We start from the raw sequence: 17,351 nt of genomic DNA, 5'->3' as shown, positions 1-17,351 counted from the left end.
ACAAATGATTGTCTTGAGCCGCCGTATATCCGAACCCGGTACGCGGGTTGTCAGTGGCACTGTCACCCTTGACGTGGACAGCCGTATCAAGAGCCGCCTGCGAGTAACCCTGGACGATGGCCGCGAAGCCGGGCTGATGCTGGAGCGCGGCCACCTGCTGCGCGGAGGTGAACTGCTGGCCGATGCCGAGGGCACCCAGCTGATCCGCGTGCTGGCTGCGCCCGAGGCGGTGTCGACGGTGCGCTGTGCCGATCCACACCTGTTGGCACGCGCCGCCTACCACCTGGGTAACCGCCATGTGCCGCTGCAGATCGAACCCGGGCTGTTGCGCTTCCAGCACGACCATGTGCTGGACGACATGCTGCGGGGGCTGGGCCTGACGGTAGAGGCGGAACAGGCCCCGTTCGAGCCTGAAGCGGGCGCTTACCAAAGTGCACCGCATGGCCACAGCCACAGTCATGCCCATGGCCACGATCACCCGTTCGTACGCCTGCCTGCCCATTCCTGAACTGCCCTGGAGCAACCGATGAAAAAGACTTTCGCCTTGTTTCTGTTGATGCTGGCACTGCCAGCCTTTGCCCATCCGGGCCATGACAGCAACCCGCTGCAGGACGGCCTGCTGCACCCGCTGACCGGGCTCGATCACCTGCTGATGCTGCTGGGTACCGGCGTGCTCGCCGCGTTGACCCGTCGCAACCTGACATTGCCCCTGGCTACCCTGGCGGCCATGTTCGGTGGTGCCGTGTGCGGTCACCTGTTCGGCGATGTGCTGGGCATGGAAACCCTGATTGCCGTGTCGCTGCTGGTGGCTGCCGGGGCGGTGCTGCTGCCGAGCCGCCAGTCGCTGCTGGCCATGGCCATGCCTGTGTTCGCCTTGTTCCATGGTTGGGCACATGGCGTAGAAGCCACGCCGAGCGCGTTCTGGCAATTCAGCGCGGGGTTTGTCGTGGTCAGCGGCTTGCTGCTGGCGGCGGGCTTTGCAGTCGGTTGCCTGCTGCGCCGCCACAGCGGCCTGCAGAAGGCCTTTGGCGGTGGCCTGTTGGCCGGCGCCGCGCTGGTACTGGCCGGTTGATGAACAGCGACCTGGCGCTGCTGCGCCTGCTGCAGTTGGCCAGCCCCGGCTTGCCGGTGGGTGGTTTTACCTATTCGCAAGGCCTGGAGTGGGCGGTCGAGGCCGGCTGGGTTCGGGGCGTGGACAGTTTTGCCGGCTGGCAGCGTGAGCAGGTTCACGACACATTGGCCTGCCTCGACTGGCCGGTGCTGGCGCGTCTGTACCACGCCTGCCAGGCTAAAGACGCCGAAGCGTTCGGCCACTGGAGTCGGTTCTTGCTGGCCAACCGCGAAACCGCCGAGCTGCGCCTGGAAGAACAGCAGCGCGGCGCAGCGCTGGCGCGGTTGCTCGACGGCTGGCAACTGGGCCAGGCACCGGCCTGGCGCGCCAGCCTTGAGCTGACTCAGTTGGGCGGTATGGCCTGGCTGGCTGCACACTGGGCCATCCCGCTGCGCCAGCTGGCATTGGGCCATGGCTTTGCCTGGCTGGAGGGCGCGGTCATGGCCGGGGTCAAGCTGGTGCCGTTCGGCCAGCAGGCTGCCCAGACCTTGCTGCGCGACCTTGGCGCCGACTTGCCCGCTGCACTGGACCAGGCGCTAGCCCTGGGCGATGACCAGCTCGGCGGCGGCCTGCCGCTGCTGGCCATCGCTTCATCGCGTCACGAAACCCAATACACCCGTTTGTTCCGTTCCTGAGGACTGCCTGCATGCAAAGCTATCAACAACCCCTGCGCGTCGGTGTCGGCGGCCCGGTCGGCTCTGGCAAGACCGCACTGCTGGAAGCGCTGTGCAAGGCCATGCGCGATCACTACCAGATCGCCGTGGTTACCAACGACATCTACACCAAGGAAGACCAGCGCATCCTCACTGAGGCCGGCGCCCTTGAGCCGGAGCGCATCGTTGGCGTTGAAACCGGCGGCTGCCCGCACACGGCCATCCGTGAAGACGCCTCGATGAACCTGGCGGCGGTCGAAGCGCTGGCGCGCAAGTTCGGTAATCTTGAAGTCATTTTCGTGGAAAGCGGCGGTGACAACCTCAGCGCCACGTTCAGCCCGGAGCTGGCTGACTTGACCATTTACGTGATCGACGTGGCCGAGGGCGAAAAGATCCCGCGCAAGGGCGGCCCAGGCATTACCAAGTCTGATTTCCTGGTGATCAACAAGACCGACCTGGCGCCTTATGTAGGGGCGTCACTGGAGGTGATGGAGCGCGACACCCAGCGCATGCGGCCGCAGCGGCCCTGGACCTTCAGCAACCTGAAGAAGGGCGAGGGGTTGCAGGCCGTGATCGATTTTATCGTCGAGCGCGGGATGCTGGGGGTGCGAGGCTGACAGATCGAGGACTCTGTGCGGGCATGTCCGCACAGAGACCAACGCGGTGGCTGGCACCGGCTCTGCCGGTGTTCGCGGGTTTACCCGCGAATACGGTAGCGGCCGCAACAATGAACGGCGGGTGGAAATTGGCCAGCAGGGCCGGCCTCTTCGCGGGTAAACCCGCTCCTACGGGGCGACCGCGCAGGCCGTCGAATGTTGAGCAGGACAGTTGCCCCCCACAGGTGTGCGTGTTGCCAGCATCATCTGTGACAGCAGTGAGGCTTGTCCGGTTGCCCTTCATAGCGGTCATGGTGCCGCACCCAGTCCATGGTCCCACCTTCGTTACGCCCCAGTGGCGCAATGTCGAGGAAGTTGTAGGTGTTGACCAGAATGTCCAACCCGCGGGCGTAGGTTGAGTAGGTGTGATACACGCCGCCGTCGCCTTCGCGGAAAAAAGCACTCAAGCCGGGCAGCTCGCTTTCATTGCCCTCATACGGCTCATAGTTGTACTGCCGCTGGCCTTCGCTGCCGACACTGACGCCAAAGTCCTCGTTGAAGTCGCTGCCATGCGACGAATACCACGGGAACTGCCAGCCCATGCGCTGGCGAAATGCCTGGAATTCGGCATACGGCGCCCGTGACACCGCCACCAGCGACACATCGTGGTGGGCCAGGTGCAGATTGGCGCCGTCAAAGTGGTCGGCCAGAAAAGAGCAGCCGGGGCAGCCCTCGCTCCAGCCTTCGGCGAACATGAAGTGGTAAAGCAGCAACTGGCTGCGGCCTGCGAACAGGTCGGCCAGACTCAACGCGCCATTTGGCCCGAAGAAGCGGTAATCCTGCTCGACCTTTACCCAAGGCAGGGCGCGACGGGCTGCAGTTAGCGCGTCGCGGTGGTGGGTAAACGCTTTTTCGTGCAGCCACAGTTGCTGGCGAGCCGCCAGCCACTGGCTGCGGGAAACCACCGGGTGCCTGCTTTCGCGTGTGCTCATGGTGCTGTCTCCTCGCTGGGGGATTCACACCTTGGTCGAGTACGACCAGGTCGATTCGACAAGCACCGGTGGCCGGGCGATGAGCGGTATCTGCTCAGCCCGATTGGGCGATATGCCCCTCGGCCCGTTCATCGGCGCCGTCATCCTCACCAGGCAGGGCGGTGATCACGCTAAAGTCGCTGACTTCTACCTTGCCGCCGCCATAGCCCAGCAAGTGGAAGGAAAACGCCTTGCGCTCGGTCGGGTTGTCGAAGCTGAACTCCATCTCCAGTGGCGCGTCGGTGGTGACCTTTACCTCTTCTGGCAGGCCCAGCGGCACGTCCTGTTCCAACTGCTTGGCCTTGAGCCGGATGTAGGCCGCACGTTTGGGGTCCAGCGAGCGGACCTTGACCCGCACGCGGGTGTGCGAGCCTCCGGGCATTTCCAGATACTGGGCGCCAATGAGGTTGTCGGCCCAGTCATCGTCAATGCGCTTGCGCAACTTGATCGGCGAAGGGCCGCCGAACTGGTAGCGCAGGTTGAGCGGGGTTTGCAGCAAGGATTGGTCGAGTACCACGGCCAAGGCACCGATCTGTTGGCCCAGCAGGCTGTCGGCCGGCCCAAGGTAGCGGGCCTGGTCGGCGATGAAGCCCTCACTGGCATAACGCCGGCAGCGCTGTTGGAAGTCACATTCGGTGAACAGGCCCTGGCCGTTGTGGTAGCGCAGCATGCCGTTGGTGTAGGAGATCATCTCGCGGCCGCTGTCGTAGTCGCGGTACAGCGAGCGACCGCCAAGCGCGACGGGAATGGGCAGTGCGAAGTAGTCGAGCAGCGAGGTGGCCAGGTCGATATGGCCGTAAGTGCCGCGCTTGATGGTTGGCAGTTGGGCCTGCTCCGGCGCCAATGTAAGGTTGAAGCCCCAGGACGAGGCCAGGCGCACGCCATCGATGCCGTGAGACTCGTCGGAAGTCACCACCACCAGTGTGTCCTTGAGGACGCCCTGGCGCTCGAGATTGTCAAGAAATGCCCCGACTGCGTCATCCAGGTAGGCGACGGCTGCCTGTTTCGGTGTGTCGAAGCGCTCGAGGTACTCGGCCGGCGCCGAATAGGGCTGGTGGGTGCCCACGGTGAGCAGCGTCAGCATCCATGGCTTGTCCTGCTTCTGCAACTGGCCCACATAGCCCAGGGCGCCTTCGAAGAAAGCGCGGTCATCCTTGCCCCATGGGAAGTGCAGGTAGTTCTTGTTGCTGAACCACTCCTGGCCATGCACCGCATCGAAACCGATGTGCGGCATGATGCGGTCCTTGGCCATGAAGCGCAGGCCTGCGCCTTGCAGGTAGTGGGTGGTGAAACCGGCCTGGCGTAATTGTGCCGGCAGACAGGCCTGGTTGCGTTGGTTCTGGGTCAGCAGTTCCACGCCCTTGGGCGTGCCGTTGGCCAGCTTGTCGTAATCGCCGCACAGCATCGCATACAGGCCACGGATGGTCTGGTGGGTGTGCAGCACGTAGTCTGGGGTGTTCATGCCGCGCTCGGCCCATTTGCTGAGCTTGGGCATCAAGTCTTCGTTGAAATGGCTGTTCAGCGCCTGGCGGTTAGGCCGCAGGTAGGCGCCCGGGATGCCTTCCAGGGTAATCACCAGCAAGTTGCGGGCGCTTCCCGGGCCGGCAAGCAGCCTTTGCCCATGCAGGTCGGATTGAGTCAGGCCGCTGCTGGCCAGCGGGGTGAAGGTTTGCGTGTGGCCCATCCAGCCTTCGACCTGGCGTTGCAGGTTACCGACCCCGGCAGACATCAACTGGTGGGGGAGGTTGTATTGCCGCCACTGGTCGGCATCGGAAGGTAGCAACTGCTGGCTGCCCCAATGCGCGCCGAACAGCAGTACGGGTATGGCCCAGGCTTTGCGCGGCAGTGGCTGGCTACGCCGAGCACGGCTGCGCCACGCAAAGGCCAGCCAGGCCAGCAGGCCGCCACCCAGGGCCCAGGGCAGCCAGGCATGGGCCAGGCCGCCACCGGTCGAATTCTCCATGAATTGCGGGTCGGTCAGGTAGTTAAGGTCGGCGCTGGTGGGCAGTCGGCCCACTGCGCTTACCAGTTCGGCCGAGGCCACCCACAGCGCCGCCCAGGCCAGCAGCACGGGCAGCGCCAGCCACCACGGCCTGCGGTGTAGCAGCACTATCAACAGGCTGCCGAGGGCGAGATCGGACAGGTAACCGAACGGGTTGGACCAACCCAGCATGGCGCGCGTACCCAGTGGGATCACCAGCACCAGAGCCGCCAAAGTGGCAAGCCGGGTGCTTGGGTGGTCGGACAGGTTCTTCACAAAAACTTCCCTTTTGCCATTAAATCGTCATGCATCTGTGCTTGATGATATCAGGCCAGGGCAGGGAAGGCGGCCAGTTACAAGGCTTGTAACCAAAGCCGGGCCCGTTCGCACAGGCCCGGCCGATGGCAACTATCAGAAGTAATAAGGGAATTTCAGGCTGAAAGAAAAGTCAGGTGCGTCATCGGTCAGACCAATGGACAGGTTGGGCACGATGGTCAGGTTGTCGGTGGCGGCGAAGGTCAGGCCAATATTGAAGTTGGCGGCGTTGTAGTCACTGTTGGAGATCGATTGCCAGTCGCCGCCATCAGGTTTGATCTTGCTCTTGCGGGCGAACTGGTCGGATACCGAGAACGACATGCTCATCTTTTCGTTAAGGGCAAAGGCGATGCCCCCGCCGATCTGCCACGAGTCGCCAAGCTTGACGTCACCCGGTACCTTGCTGTTCACCTGCGGACTGATGTCGCTGAACGAGTCTTGCATGTTGTAGGTGTAGGACAGGCTGCCGAACAGCACGGCCGGGTCGAAGGTCTTGACCAGCGAGATGCCCGGTGTGATCGACCATACACCGTTGCCGGTCGGTAGGCTTTCCGGTACCGCGAGGTTGTTGTTGCCGTCCACCTCGCGCAGTTTGATGCCGTAGGGGTCTTTGCCGGTCGGTGCCTTGATGCGCAGGGTGGCCACTGCGTCAGGCCAGGTTTCGTCCTCGTCGAGGAATTTGTAGGCCACCCCGACGTTGATATCGCCGATTTCCGGGTCGCGGGTCACGCTGGCATCGGAAGTGGTTGCCCCGGCCCCCCCCGCACCACCGGACGAGTAGGTGGACTCGCGGTAAACTACGGGGACGTTGATGTCGAACTGCCAGCGCTGCGCCAGGTTATAGCGGGCAGTCATGTCCAAGGTCCAGTTGTCAGCCTTGATCCGGTCGAGGTTGATGCTGCCGAGGAAGATCGAGTCCAGTGCCAGAAAGCCATTGAGGGTTAGCGCACGGGTATCGTAATGGGTATAGGTGACGCCGGTTTCGAAGCTGAACTTGCCCCCGCCAAAGAATCCGCTGGCTTCGTCATACAGGTTGGAAACGCTTTGCGCCGGCTCGGAATCGGCTGTCAGCGCCTGGCCGTAGGAGCTCCCTGTAGTGCCCGGTGCGCCAGAAGCGACGGTCTGAGCACCTTTCACCCCCTCGGCCGGAGACTTGACCAAGCGTTTGGGTTGCGCGGCAGCAGGGGCCTCCTCGACCTGGCGCACACGTTGCTCCAGCACCATCAGTGCCTGTTGCTGTGCCTCATAGCGGCGTTTGAGTTCAATCAGTTCCTGCCTCAGCGCTTCGACTTGTGGGTCGGCGGCTGCGTAAAGTGCGGTGGCGGGGGCCAAGGTCGTCAAGCACACAAAAGCTCGGAGCGTAAAAGATCGGTACATGGAGTTGCCGTCCCTTCCAACTACTTTCGATGAGACTGAGCGTAGATCAGTATCCGAAGGTGCGAAGACCTTTGAGCTGGTCGAGGCTACCGTTGAGGGAAGCCGCTGTCGGCACGCTCTCGCGCATGACAACGTTCAGGGTGGTGACGTTGTTGACCAGGTTGCCGTTGCCAAGCAGCGTCGAGTTCTGCAGCAGGCCACCTTGGGCCAGGCGTTGCACGCTGCTGCCCTGGTTGTTGCTGGCATTGATGTTGAGCTGCACACCCACACCGCTGGAAGACACACTGAGCGCGCCGGCGCCATTTTCCCCGACCAGGGTCTGGCCGGCGGCCAGTACCTGGCCTTGCTGTTGTACGGCGGGTGCCTGGTTGGCTTTGGTCACGTTGATATCGACGTTGTTGTAAGCGGCGTTGTTGTCACCGGCTGCACGGACCACCTGGGTTACACCTTCGGTGGTGGTCAGGCCGTTGCCGCCCGTTACCACGCCAGTCCCGGCAGCAGAAGCGTTGCTCGGCGCCGGACCTGCGCCTTTTTTGTCAATCATCGAGACATAGAACTGGGGTTTGATGGTCGATTGCTGAACCTGCAGCGTGGACGTTGCCCCGATCACATCCCCTTTTGTATTTTGCCAAGTACTGGACATGACGATGCCGAAGCTCACGATTCGTCCGGGCATCACATAGCGGCCTCGCAGGTTCGCCAGCTCCTGGTCCTTCAGTTCAATGGGTTTCAACGCCTCTGCGTGACTGGGCAAGCTGGCTGCCAGGCAGGCGATGGCCAACCACAATGAAGTCTTCATGAAATGCTCCCTGGAGCCTCATGCTCCTTGTCATTAGAACAGTCGTTAGAAGAAGTCGCTTCTGATGAAGCCGAAGTCCAGCAGCTCTGAGTCCTGCACGGGGGTGAAGTTGTTCACCCGGCCCTTGGCGGTCAGTGGCAGGGGCGGGTCGAGCAGGATGTTGTTCTTGTCGTAACCCTGGCCGATCACCGCGAAGATGATGCCGTTCCAGCCCTTGAGGAAATCGTCGACCTTGTATCGTTTGTGGCCCAGCACCGGATCACCGATGTACACCCAACCTTTGTCGACTTTCTGCATGACCACGAAGTGCTTGTAGCCGCGCACATCCATCAGCACTACGACGGGAATGCGCACACTGTGCAGGGTTTCGGGCGCCACCCGGTAACCGCGGGCACGCATCCCGAGGCTTTCGACGTAGCGCTTCATGTCGAGCATCGAGAAGCCTTGCGTGCGCACAAGGTCCTGGTCGGCGTGGGCCAGCATGCCTTCGATGATCTGATGTTCGTCCACATCCAGCCAGTAGGCCTGGCGCAGGATGGTCGCCAGCGCGGCCGCGCCGCAGCTGAAGTCGGTCTTTTGTTGCACCAGGTCGGCGAACTTGCGTTCGCGCAAGCTCTGGATCGGTTTGAACACCACGGCCCCGCCCGGCAGGACGGACAGCGGCATTTGTGCAGCTTCGCTCACGCTGGCCAGGCACAGCAAAAACGCCAAGGCGAAAATACGCATGATCGGATGCCTTACGGTGTGTTGAAGAAAGGCCCCCCGAAGGGGGCCTCAAGCACAGCGGTCAGAACGAAGTGTTGGAGATGGCCAGCGAGTTGCTTTGCTGGTTGCCCACACCGGCTGCTACGTTCACGCCCAGGTTACCGCTGCCACCGTTCACCGAACCGCTAAGGGTTGCAGTGTTGGTAACTGGGTTGGCCCAGCCGGTCGGGGTCAGCACTTGGAAGGACACAGTATTGCTCAAGTCGTAGGCGCTGCTTTCGCTGTAGCTCTTCGAAACGTCGTTCGAGGATTGTTTTGATTGCTCGCCAGACTTCGAGAACTCGGACGCCGAAGCATTCTCGTACGAAGAGTCGTGAGACTTGGTGTACGAAGACTCTTTGGACTTGTCGTACGACGACTGATGCGCCTTGTCGTAGTTGGAGTCGAATGCTTTCTCGAACGACGAGTCGTATGCACTTTCGTGCGACTTGTCGACCGACACATCCAGCGACGCATTCAGCGAGCCATCGAAGGAGCTGGAATCGGTACGCTCGAAACGACCAAAGTCGGTGGTACGGGTACGCGAGGCGCTAACGTCAGCGTCCAGCGAAGCTGCCAGGCTGGCGCTGCTCGACGCGCTGTGGCTGCCGCTGGCAGAGCCACTGGCACCCCAGCCGAACGAGCCACTTGCGCTCGAGTTGTGGGAGCCGCTGGCATTGCTGGATTGCGAGCCGCTGGCGTTCCAGCCACTGGAGCCGCTGGAACTGGCGCTTTGCGCACCGGCGACGCTGAAGCTCGAAGACGAGCTGCGGTCGTCGGTCGAGTTGAAGCTGCCTTCCTTCGAGCTTGAACCGCTGGCCGACTTGGTGATGGTAATCGTATCCACCCGATAGGTGCGGTCGGCACTGTTGTTTACAATCAGGCCTGGGCCGTCCTGATTGGCCGAAGCCGTGGCAGTGGCGTTACCCAGCGGAGCACCGGTGTTGGCGATGGCCATGGTGTTTTTCTGCTGGTTGAGGTCGCCACCGGCAACGTTGATGCCGATGTTGCCCTCAGCCCCGCTGGCTGAGCCGCTCATCACCGCCGAAGACTGGGTCGAATAGTTGTCGACCCGGTTGTTTCTGCTGGTTTGCACAACGTCAGCTGTGGCACTGGCCATGCCGAACACGAAGCTGTTGTCCAGGCTCGAGTCGGAGCCTGCGTTGGCAATGGCAGCGGCGTTGTCTTGCTGGTTGCCGTTACCGGCCGCCACGTTTATGCCAACGTTGCCGCTGGAGCCGGTGCCAGAGTCACTCATCTCGGCTTCGTTGATGGTGCCTTGATTGGAGATGCGGTTGCGGGTACTGGTTTGGGTATCCCAGGCATTGGCCGTTGCATACACAGGGATCTTGGTGGGTGGAGGATTGTGATGACCATTGTTATGGTGGCCGTTATGGTGGTCATTACGCCGATCATTTTGCCCAGCTTGTACAGCAACAGCCATGACCGCAGCAATTGCGAAAACCAGAGGCTTGATTGCCATCGAGGGTTTCATGGTGATTCTCCGTACGCTATTAGGTTAAGTGTCGTTCTTAACTGCAGGGTCAATCCGCGACCCGGATGCTCAAGGTGTTGGCCATTCGGTTTCCCACCCCGGCACTCTGGTTCAACTGGATCACCCCTCGGCTACCGGTGAAGGCCTGGTCACTGGTAGTGACCTGGCGATAGCCTGCTGGAATGTCAGTTGCTCCTGAGTTGTTGATCAGCGCCACGTTCTGTTGCATGAGGACGCTGTCGTCGATGCTTTGCGGTTGTGCACCAATGCTGATGCTCAGTGCGTTGGCTTGCTGGGTGTTGGCACCTGCGCTCTGGTTGACGCCCAGGGCGCCGCTGCCGTTGCTGAAAGCGTTGCCCTGGATGGTTGAGCGGGCGTCCATCGCGGGGTCGGCGGGCGTGTCGAGCCGTTGTCTGATCTGGGTGCTTGCATTGGCTTCGGGGCCGACGGCGATGGCGCGCGCATTGACCTGCTGCTGTTTGTCACCTGCGGCCTGGTTGACAGAGAGGTTGCCCTGATAGCGGCTGCCGGAGCTGTCGATATCGGCGTTGTTGATGACCGGAACCAGGGATTGCGCAAAGGCCGGTGCAGTGCAAAGGGCGGCCAGCATCAGCAGTGTGCGCTTCATCTCACTTGCCCCCGCCGGTCAGAATCTGCAGCGGCGCGAGGCCACGCTGCACGCTTGAGTTGACCATGTTCGAGATACCGTTACCCGACCCCGTGCCGCGTCCGCCCGCCAAGTTGGGAAGCTGGTTCTGGTTGCCGAGGTTGCCACCCAGGTTGTTGGTCTGCTGGGTGACCAGGTTGCTGATGCCTGCACCACTGCTGATGCTGGCGAAATCGCCATCGCTCAGCTCGTTGGTTTGCTTGAGCACGTGGGCAGAAGGGTTGGCATTGATGGTGGTAGGGCTCGGGTCTGGAATCAGCGGCGGGATGGTCGCGTTGCGCACCTGCACATCGCGCTTGATGATGATGATCCCCTTGTCCGCCTGAGCCGTCAGGCTGAGTGACCCCAGTACACAACCCACCAGTAATAGGTGATAGAGGCGTTTGTCACGTTTCCTCACGACGGCAACTCCTTCTTTGAGCGCTGGCCCTGTTCAGCGATGCGAACGATAGAGCAGAAGGTGTGCCGCTTTTTAGAATACGTTTCAGATCAGATAGTTAGGAAAAGAGGTTGATAAAATGCGGCGCATGCTGTCTCAGGCTTGAAACAGCTTGCCCTGCGCGTTGCCGGCAAAGTCAGCTGTGGCCTTGATGGGAAGGGTTTTTGCAAGTGTGTTTCACGGGCTTGACACTGCCCCCAGGACGGGGGGAAGCCCCGCAATTTCGGGGGCTTTGCCCCACCGGGGTGTGTCAGTGGTTTAACACTCTGTCGGGCATGATGGCGCATCGCTATTAAGCAGCTTAGCAACCGATTGCAGGGCCAGCAATTGGCGTTGCGGCCAATTGCCATCAAGTATTTGGTGCGGTTGATTGTGCCGCCTCAGCCACGCCTGGCTGTCGTCGAAAAAGCGCTGACGATCACTGAGGTCGGGTTGGCAACGCTGCCCATCGGCAATCCAGTCCACCCCTTGCGGGCTGAGCAACAGGTGGAGGTCGTAACGCCGTGCCAGCAGTGCCTCTTCCAGCCAGGTTGGGCAGTCGCCGAACAGTGCGTGGCTCCAGAGCATGTTGCTTAGCAGGTGGGTGTCCAGAATTAGCAGCGGGGGCGCCTGCTCCCGCGCACGGTCCTCCCATGCCAGTTGTCCGCGGGCGATGGCGGGAATATCGGCGTAGCAGGTGTCGCGGCATTGCTGGTCGATGAAATGACGCACGTATTCGCCCACCACCAGGCCACCAAAATGTGCCTGGATCACCCCGCTAAGCCAGCTTTTGCCACTGGATTCTGGGCCGCACAGTACCAGCACTTTCATTGCTTGCGGCGCACTCATGGCTGTACCACCGCCGGGTCGCGCCGCCATTCCAGCCAGCCGCGTACGGCAATCAGGGTGAGCACGGCGAAGAAGCCTGCGGTGAAATACAGCTGCTGATGCAGGTATTGGCCCACATAGACGATGTCGACCACGATCCACAGTGGCCAGCACTGCAGGCGTTTCTGCGCCATCCACAGTTGCGCGACCAGGCTGAATCCGGTCAGGGTGGCATCCAGCCAGGGCAGGGCGGCATCGGTCCAGTTGGCCATGGCCGCGCCCAGGGCGGCGCTCAGCAGCACCCCGGCGGCCAGGCCTGTGAGCAGTGCCGGGCGTGGCAGACGGGAGACCTGGCGGGCGTCTTCAGCGTGGTCGGGGCGCTTCCATTGCCACCAGCCGTACAGTTGCAGGATGGCGTAGGCCACTTGCAGCAACATGCCCGAGTAGAGCTTTACTTCGTAGAACAGCCAGCCATAGATCAGCACCATGACCAGGCCGATCGGCCAGCACCAGGCGTTCTGCTTGACCGTGAGCCAGACAGCGGTAACGCCGAGGAGGGCGGCAATGAGTTCAAGGCCGGACATCGGCGATCCTTGGAGGCTACGGGGAAGGGGCGAGATTGTAGCGGGTCGGCCGGTGAAGGTGTAGGGCGCAACTCAACCCTTTGTAGGAGCGGGTTTACCCGCGAATACGGTAGCGGCGGCAACGGTGAACGGCGGGGGGAAATTGGCCGGCAGGGCCGGCCCTTTCGCGGGTGAACCCGCTCCTACGACGGCTTGTGCCGAACCACCGATGGACGACGTAGGCTCAGACCCGGAACTGCCGCAACAACTGCTCCAGCTCTTCGCTCAACCGCCCCAATGCCACCCCGGCATCGCTGGACTGACGCGCCGCATCGGCGGTCTGCTGCGACAACCCGGCAGTATCCAGCACATTGCGGTTGATCTCTTCGACCACATGCGACTGCTGCAAGGTGGCGCTGGCAATGGAGGCGTTCAATGCGGTGAGGTTGTTCAGCGCCTGGTTGATGGCGTCCAGGCTGGCGCCGGCCTCGCGGGCTTGTTCGACGGTCTGGCGCGATGCCTCGCTGCTGGTGTCTATGGCCTTGACCGCAGCGTCCGACTGACTCTGCAGGTGCTCGATCATGGTATGAATCTCGGCCGTCGATTGTGCTGTACGCTGAGCCAACAGTCGCACCTCGTCGGCGACCACGGCAAAGCCCCGGCCTTGCTCGCCAGCCCGTGCCGCCTCGATGGCGGCATTCAGCGCCAGCAGGTTGGTCTGTTCGGCAATGGAACGAATCACGTCCAGCACGCCGCCGATGCGCGTGCTGTGGCCGGCCAGGTCGCGGATTACCTGTACGGCCTCATCGATGGTCAGCGACAGGCGGTCGATCTGCGCCAGGCTGCCGTGGATAGCCTGCTGGCCGTGCGTCACCTGTTGTTGTGCCGTACGCATTTCTCCGGCGGCCTGTTCAGCGGTCTTGGCCACGTCCTGCACGGCGTAGGTCACCTCATTGACTGCAGTGGCCACCTGGTCCATCTGTAACGATTGCTGGGCACTGCGCTGTTGTGCGGCACCTGCATTGTCACCGACGTGCCCGGCGGACTGGGCCAATGCGTGGGCCGCGCCTTGCAGTTGGCCGACGACACCTTGCAGTTTGCCGTTGAAACGGTTGAAGTGCTCGCCAAGGTGGGTGATCTCGTCGCTGCCATGGGTGTCCAGGCGCCGGGTCAGGTCGCTTTCGCCGCTGGCGATGTTGCCCATCGCCTGCACTGCTTCCTGCAGCGGGCGGGCGATGCTGCGGGCAATCAGCATGACCACCAGCGCCATCAGCAGGGCAATGCCCACGCCAACCAGCGAAGCGTCGCGCAACTGGCGAGCGAATTCGGCCTGTACGTCATCGACGTACACGCCCGAACCGATGATCCAGCCCCACGGCTTGAACAGCTGAATATACGAGGTCTTGGCTACCGGCTCACTGGCGCCGGGCTTGGGCCAGCGATAGTTGACCGGGCCGGCGTCCTGCTGGCGGGCGAGGGCGACCATTTCGTTGAACACGGCGAAACCATCGGGGTCGCGGATGGCGGAAAGGTCCTGGTCGTCGAGCTTGGGGTTGGCCGGATGCATGATCATCTTCGGCCCCAGGTCGTTGATCCAGAAATAGTCGTCATGGTCGTAGCGCAGCGCGCGCACTACCTGCAGCGCCTGTTGCTGGGCGGCTTCGCGGCTGAGCGTGCCGGCAGCTTCCAGGCCTTGGTAATAGGCCAACACACCCGCGGCGGTCTGCACCACGTGGCGGGTTTTCTCCGCCTTGGCCTGGTACAGGTCACCATGGATCTGCCGCAGCATCAGTAGGCCCAGTACCACCAGCATGGCCACCGCCACCACAAGGATCAGCCACAGGCGCCGACTGATTGACATCGATCTCAGAGTGTTCATCCATCAGCTCCCGCATTGTTCTTTTTATTGAGGTGCATCGAAGCATGCTTTGCAGTGAGCCCACACCCGACTAATGGCTAAGTGCTATGTTGGTGATAGTCTGCAACGGGTCAGGTAGAGCGATTGCCAAGGGGCTCTGTCAGGATTTCGGCCGCGCAAGATGAAACCTTTAACAGGCGTGAACTTTTCTACTGGCGTTGCGCCCAACAGTCGCTGTAAAACAGCCGGGCCGTGTAAGGCAATTTCAAGCAAATCAAGAACAAGGGGCCTGCGACAAGCAGCGCTCCATCCGGGGGAATGATGGATTTTTGGACTGCCTTCCAGGCAATCATCTTAGGCGTGGTCGAAGGGCTGACGGAGTTTCTGCCGATCTCCAGTACCGGTCACCAGATTATCGTCGCCGACCTGATCGGTTTTGGCGGCGAACGGGCCATGGCTTTCAACATCATCATTCAGCTGGCGGCGATCCTGGCGGTGGTGTGGGAGTTTCGCAGCAAGATTTTCGAAGTGGTCTTCGGCCTGACCAACCAGCCCAAGGCGCGCCGCTTCACGGGCAACCTGCTGTTGGCGTTCATGCCGGCGGTGGTACTGGGTGTCCTGTTTGCCGACCTTATTCACGAATACCTGTTCAACCCCGTCACCGTGGCAGCAGCGCTGGTGGTGGGGGGCGTCATCATGCTCTGGGCCGAGCGCCGTGAGCACCGCGTGGAGGTGGACCATGTGGACGACATGCGCTGGAGCCATGCGCTGAAAATAGGCTTCATCCAGTGCCTGGCGATGATCCCGGGCACGTCGCGCTCCGGTTCGACCATTATCGGTGGCTTGCTGTTCGGCCTGTCGCGCAAGGCAGCGACCGAGTTCTCGTTCTTCCTGGCAATGCCGACCATGGTCGGTGCGGCGGTGTATTCGGGCTACAAATACCGCGACTTGTTCCAGCCCGGCGATCTGCCGGTGTTCGCGCTCGGCTTCGTGACCTCGTTCATCTTCGCCATGATTGCCGTACGGGCGTTGCTCAAGTTCATTGCCAACCATAGCTACGCGGCATTTGCCTGGTATCGCATTGTGTTCGGCCTGTTCATTCTGGCGACCTGGCAGTTCGGTTGGGTCGACTGGTCCACGGCACATGGCTGAGGCGCTGCGTGGGCAACGGGCTGAAGGCGTGCGCAACGTGCGCCTGAAGCTGCTGCTGTTGGGCGTGCTTTGCCTGTTGCCCGGCCTGGGGGCGGCGCGCATGGCCTGGAACGATCAGGCCTGGTGGCCATTGGCGTTGTACCCGGCCATGAGCCTGATCAGCCTGTTGCTGTATTGGCAGGACAAGCGGCAGGCACGTAACCAGGCCTGGCGTACACCCGAGAAAGTGCTGCATGCCAGTGAGCTGCTCGGTGGTTGGCCGGGGGCGCTGTTGGCGCAGCAGCTGTTTCGGCACAAGACCCGCAAGGTTTCGTTCCAGGTGGTGTGCTGGGGGATTGTGCTGCTGCACCAGGTGTTCTGGGCAGACTGGCTGTTTCTTGACGGGCGTTATCTGCCCCTTGGTTGATGTGCAGTTGTACCGGCCTCTTCGCGGGTAAAGCCGCGAAAGGGCCGGAACAGGTCGATCACATGACCAACCCCACCTGCAACCGCTTGGGCAACCGACGCACTACCAGCTGGTGCGACCGCTGCAACACCTCACACAGTTCATCACGCCCCATGGGGTAGGGCGGCGCCATGCTGACCCACCGCGCCCGCGCCAGGTACGGCGCCGGCCGTATCCCGGGTCGATCGCAATAACCCAGAAACAGCTCGTCGGCTACCTTGAACGACAACCCGGCACCCGCCAGGTCGAGCACCGCGAACATCTTGTTTTCTGCCACCGAAAACACTCGGATGCCGCCCCATTTGTAGTCTTCCCGCGCACCCGGCAGGCTCAGGCAAAATGCCGCCACCTGGGCCTCGCTCATCTTCCGTTCAGACATACCGCTCTCCACAAGCCTCGAATGACGCCGCCAGGTGGTCGATCCACACCCGGACCGCAGGCAGCAGGCCGCGCCTGTGTGGGTAAACGGCCTGCAGGTAGCCACCCGGCAGCGACCAGTCTGGCAGCAGGCGCACCAGTTCGCCGCGTTCCAGTTCCTCTTCACAGAACATGCTGGGCAGCGCAGTGAACCCCAGGCCGGCACGTACAGCAGCGTTACGTACTACGAAATCGTCGATCGCCAAGCGTGGCTCCAGCGCTATTTCCTGCTGTTTGCCATGGGGGCCGAACAGGCGGAAGTGTACCAGCCGGTCTGCTTCGGCTGCGCCCAGTACGGGCAATGATGCCAACTCGCCCGGTTCGCGAATGTGGTCGGCAAAACCGGGTGCGGCCACCAGTTGCATTTGCGCCTGGCGCAGGCGGCGGGTGACCAGGGCCGGGTCTTCGTCGCCCAGGTCGCGTACGCGCAACGCCACATCAATGCCTTCGGAAATCAGGTCGACCCGGCGGTTGAGCAATACCATGTCCAGTTGCACCAGCGGGTACTGCTCGAGAAAGCGGCTGATCACATCCGGCAGGAAGGCGTGTGCCAGTGCCACCGGGCACGATACCCGTAAACGCCCGCGCGGCTCACTGCTCATGCTGGCCACGGTCTCGTCGGCGGCTTCGGCCTCCAGCAACATGGCCTGGCAATGATGCAAGTAACGTTCACCTACTGCGGTGAGCTTGAGTTGCCGTGTGGTGCGCTGCAACAGGCGTGTGCCCAGGCGCTCTTCAAGCTCAGCGATACGCCGCGACAGGCGCGACTTGGGGATGCCCAGCTGGCGCCCGGCGGCGGCAAATCCGCCGGCTTCGACGACACGCGCGAAGTAGAAGAGGTCGTTAAGGTCTTGCATGGGAAAGTCTCACTGTTCCATCTGTGGGACAAACTAACGCATTT

At 62.0% G+C, this 17,351-nt stretch carries 19 protein-coding genes; 6 read left to right on the top strand and 13 right to left on the bottom strand.

The features are described from left to right. Nucleotides 1–4 precede the first annotated feature (4 nt). Genes ureE through ureG form a run of 4 tightly spaced genes read left to right on the top strand, consistent with a single transcriptional unit; the run spans nucleotide 5 to nucleotide 2,381 of the window. Nucleotides 5–508: an urease accessory protein UreE gene (gene ureE / locus LU682_RS16400; protein WP_003253926.1), complete on the top strand. Its 504-nt coding sequence runs from the start codon at nucleotides 5–7 to the stop codon at nucleotides 506–508. Nucleotides 509–526: 18 nt separating this feature from the next. Continuing rightward, the gene (locus tag LU682_RS16395) at nucleotides 527–1,072 is read left to right on the top strand and encodes a HupE/UreJ family protein (RefSeq protein WP_003253925.1); all 546 of its coding nucleotides are present in this window, start codon (nucleotides 527–529) and stop codon (nucleotides 1,070–1,072) included. Then, entirely contained in the window at nucleotides 1,072–1,746 is a 675-nt protein-coding gene (locus LU682_RS16390) for an urease accessory protein UreF (protein ID WP_010953754.1), read from the top strand. Before LU682_RS16395 ends, LU682_RS16390 begins: the two co-directional genes overlap by 1 nt. A gap of 11 nt (nucleotides 1,747–1,757) precedes the next feature. Next, nucleotides 1,758–2,381: an urease accessory protein UreG gene (gene ureG, locus LU682_RS16385; protein WP_010953755.1), complete on the top strand. Its 624-nt coding sequence runs from the start codon at nucleotides 1,758–1,760 to the stop codon at nucleotides 2,379–2,381. A gap of 242 nt (nucleotides 2,382–2,623) precedes the next feature. On the opposite strand, the gene LU682_RS16380 is transcribed toward ureG, so the two are convergent. From LU682_RS16380 to mcpP, 11 genes are all read right to left on the bottom strand, one after another. After that, nucleotides 2,624–3,352 carry a DUF899 domain-containing protein gene (locus LU682_RS16380; protein ID WP_060488937.1) on the bottom strand — a complete coding sequence of 243 codons (729 nt, stop codon included), beginning with the start codon at nucleotides 3,350–3,352 and terminating at the stop codon, nucleotides 2,624–2,626. Nucleotides 3,353–3,446: 94 nt separating this feature from the next. After that, nucleotides 3,447–5,648 (bottom strand): LTA synthase family protein, encoded by a 2,202-nt coding sequence (locus LU682_RS16375; RefSeq protein ID WP_010953758.1) that lies wholly within the window; start codon nucleotides 5,646–5,648, stop codon nucleotides 3,447–3,449. Between the two features lie 135 nt (nucleotides 5,649–5,783). Next, nucleotides 5,784–7,064, bottom strand: coding sequence for a fibril amyloid transporter FapF (gene fapF, locus LU682_RS16370; RefSeq protein WP_010953759.1), 1,281 nt, complete (start codon nucleotides 7,062–7,064; stop codon nucleotides 5,784–5,786). A gap of 46 nt (nucleotides 7,065–7,110) precedes the next feature. Beyond that, nucleotides 7,111–7,863, bottom strand: coding sequence for a fibril amyloid subunit FapE (gene fapE / locus LU682_RS16365; RefSeq protein ID WP_010953760.1), 753 nt, complete (start codon nucleotides 7,861–7,863; stop codon nucleotides 7,111–7,113). 45 nt (nucleotides 7,864–7,908) lie between these two features. After that, complete coding sequence (gene fapD / locus LU682_RS16360; protein WP_010953761.1) at nucleotides 7,909–8,589, bottom strand: fibril amyloid maturation endopeptidase FapD; 681 nt, start codon at nucleotides 8,587–8,589, stop codon at nucleotides 7,909–7,911. A gap of 61 nt (nucleotides 8,590–8,650) precedes the next feature. After that, nucleotides 8,651–10,102 carry an amyloid-like fimbrin subunit FapC gene (fapC, locus tag LU682_RS16355; protein ID WP_010953762.1) on the bottom strand — a complete coding sequence of 484 codons (1,452 nt, stop codon included), beginning with the start codon at nucleotides 10,100–10,102 and terminating at the stop codon, nucleotides 8,651–8,653. Between the two features lie 49 nt (nucleotides 10,103–10,151). After that, nucleotides 10,152–10,730, bottom strand: coding sequence for a fibril amyloid subunit FapB (gene fapB / locus LU682_RS16350; RefSeq protein WP_010953763.1), 579 nt, complete (start codon nucleotides 10,728–10,730; stop codon nucleotides 10,152–10,154). A 1-nt stretch (nucleotide 10,731) separates the two neighbouring features. Beyond that, complete coding sequence (fapA, locus tag LU682_RS16345) at nucleotides 10,732–11,169, bottom strand: functional amyloid chaperone FapA (protein WP_010953764.1); 438 nt, start codon at nucleotides 11,167–11,169, stop codon at nucleotides 10,732–10,734. Between the two features lie 297 nt (nucleotides 11,170–11,466). Then, on the bottom strand, nucleotides 11,467–12,036 hold the full coding sequence (locus LU682_RS16340; protein ID WP_010953765.1) for an AAA family ATPase: 570 nt from the start codon (nucleotides 12,034–12,036) through the stop codon (nucleotides 11,467–11,469). Further along, nucleotides 12,033–12,599 (bottom strand): nicotinamide riboside transporter PnuC, encoded by a 567-nt coding sequence (gene pnuC, locus LU682_RS16335; protein WP_010953766.1) that lies wholly within the window; start codon nucleotides 12,597–12,599, stop codon nucleotides 12,033–12,035. The genes LU682_RS16340 and pnuC overlap by 4 nt, the downstream gene beginning before the upstream one ends. Nucleotides 12,600–12,822: 223 nt before the next feature. Next, a complete protein-coding gene (mcpP, locus tag LU682_RS16330) occupies nucleotides 12,823–14,457 on the bottom strand; it encodes a methyl-accepting chemotaxis protein McpP (protein ID WP_232914890.1) in 1,635 nt (544 codons plus the stop codon). Between the two features lie 300 nt (nucleotides 14,458–14,757). On the opposite strand from mcpP, the gene LU682_RS16325 reads away from it, so the two are divergent. Both LU682_RS16325 and LU682_RS16320 read left to right on the top strand, forming a co-directional pair. Beyond that, nucleotides 14,758–15,588 (top strand): undecaprenyl-diphosphate phosphatase, encoded by an 831-nt coding sequence (locus LU682_RS16325; RefSeq protein ID WP_049586319.1) that lies wholly within the window; start codon nucleotides 14,758–14,760, stop codon nucleotides 15,586–15,588. Continuing rightward, nucleotides 15,581–15,994 (top strand): DUF1294 domain-containing protein, encoded by a 414-nt coding sequence (locus tag LU682_RS16320; RefSeq protein ID WP_049586170.1) that lies wholly within the window; start codon nucleotides 15,581–15,583, stop codon nucleotides 15,992–15,994. Before LU682_RS16325 ends, LU682_RS16320 begins: the two co-directional genes overlap by 8 nt. Before the next feature lie 58 nt (nucleotides 15,995–16,052). Here the strand turns inward: LU682_RS16320 and LU682_RS16315 are convergent, their stop codons facing one another. Further along, the gene (locus tag LU682_RS16315; protein ID WP_047605158.1) at nucleotides 16,053–16,412 is read right to left on the bottom strand and encodes an MmcQ/YjbR family DNA-binding protein; all 360 of its coding nucleotides are present in this window, start codon (nucleotides 16,410–16,412) and stop codon (nucleotides 16,053–16,055) included. Beyond that, nucleotides 16,405–17,307, bottom strand: a complete 903-nt coding sequence (locus LU682_RS16310; RefSeq protein ID WP_003253907.1) for a LysR substrate-binding domain-containing protein — start codon at nucleotides 17,305–17,307, stop codon at nucleotides 16,405–16,407. The genes LU682_RS16315 and LU682_RS16310 overlap by 8 nt, the downstream gene beginning before the upstream one ends. Between the last annotated feature and the right edge of the window lie 44 nt (nucleotides 17,308–17,351).

It is taken from the genome of Pseudomonas alloputida (assembly GCF_021283545.2).
Classification (GTDB): Bacteria; Pseudomonadota; Gammaproteobacteria; order Pseudomonadales; family Pseudomonadaceae; genus Aquipseudomonas; species Aquipseudomonas alloputida.
Note: the sequence above shows the minus strand (reverse complement) of the source record. Positions and strands in the feature narration are given on the sequence as shown.